The sequence below is a fragment of the Gordonia sp. QH-12 genome, assembly GCF_001578675.1.
Classification (GTDB): domain Bacteria; phylum Actinomycetota; class Actinomycetes; order Mycobacteriales; family Mycobacteriaceae; genus Gordonia; species Gordonia sihwensis.
Genome location: NZ_KQ969325.1, coordinates 1 through 1489 on the forward strand (window position 1 = coordinate 1; position 1489 = coordinate 1489).

The window sequence follows — 1489 nt, forward strand, 5'->3', positions numbered from 1 at the left end:
GATCACGGCGTTGAGGACGACCGCTATTTTCGAGGGCACTCAGCAGATCCAGCAGCTGATCATCGCCCGCCGCGTCCTCGGGAAGTCCAGCGCCGACCTCAGGTGAATCCGACGTCCTTCCCCGACACAGGATCGACAATCGACACACGCGGGTCCATCCTCGTGTGACGATGGTCACTGGGGCCGGGTGCCCGGTCTCGAACGACTTTCGTCGGAAGGGCTTAGTATGACCACTCCTGCAGACATCAAGATCGATCCGTCGCTCGTAGAGCTGTACAAAGACCTCCACAGCCATCCCGAACTCGGCTTCCAGGAGCACCGCACCGCCGGTCTGGTCGGCGATCGGCTCCGAGCGTCGGGGTTCGACGTGACCACCGGCGTCGGCAGAACCGGTGTGGTCGGTGTCCTGCGTAATGGTGACGGTCCGACGATCGCGATGCGCGCGGACATGGATGCCCTACCCGTCCGCGAGGACACCGGGCTCGACTACGCCAGCACCGTCACGGCCACCGACGACACGGGTAAGACGGTGCCGGTTGCACACGCCTGCGGCCACGATCTGCACACGACATGCCTGCTGGGCGCGGCGGACATCCTCGCCTCCGCTACGTCGGAATGGTCGGGCACGGTTGTCCTGGTGTTCCAGCCCGCCGAGGAGCTGGGTGCCGGCGCGCAGGCGATGGTCGACGACGGCTTGTGGGACCGTTTTCCCAAGCCCGACGTCGTGCTCGGTCAGCATGTCTCACCGCTGCCGGCCGGCAAGATCGCCGGACACCCGGGAGCTTCGTACGCCGGGTCGGATTCACTGCGGGTGAAGCTGGTGGGCCGGGGTGCACACGGCTCGATGCCCGAGGCCTCGGTGGATCCCATCGTGCTGGCCGCGGCCACGGTGCTGAGGCTGCAGACCATCATCTCGCGGGAGATCCCGAGTACCGCAACTGCGGTGCTCACCGTCGGATCGATCCACGCGGGTGACGCCGCGAATGTGATTCCGGGTGAGGCCGAGATCCAGCTGAACATCCGCAGCTACAGTGAGACCGTGCGCGGCAAGATCCTCGACAGCGTCGAGCGCATCGTGCGTGGCGAGGCGGCGGCGTCGGGCGCGCCGGACGAGCCGACGATCACCGAGATCGAACGCTTTCCCGTGGTCACCAACGACCCGGACGCGCTGCGCACGACCCTGGATGCCTTCACGGACTGGTTGGGTGCGTCCAACATCCTCGACCCGGGGGCAGGTGCGGGAAGTGAGGACGTGGGCATCCTGGCCACGAGTTGTGGTGCACCTCTTTCGTACTGGCTGCTGGGCGGAGCCGATCCTTCTCTGTTCACCACCGGCGACCTGACGGACCCGGCGCTGCTGAAAGTGCCGTCGAATCACTCTCCGCATTACGCTCCGGTGATCGATCCGACGCTGGGTACGGGAGTACGGGCGCTGGTTGTCGCGGCTCGTACCTGGTTGGGTCGCTAGGGCGTGTCTGACAATTCCTTC

1 protein-coding gene is annotated in these 1489 nt (G+C 66.0%); it reads left to right on the forward strand.

Annotated features, from left to right (window positions below; all coding sequences use genetic code 11):
- Positions 1 to 226: 226 nt before the first annotated feature.
- A complete protein-coding gene (locus tag Y710_RS18290; protein WP_062368130.1) occupies positions 227 to 1468 on the forward strand; it encodes an amidohydrolase in 1242 nt (413 codons plus the stop codon).
- Positions 1469 to 1489: the final 21 nt, after the last annotated feature.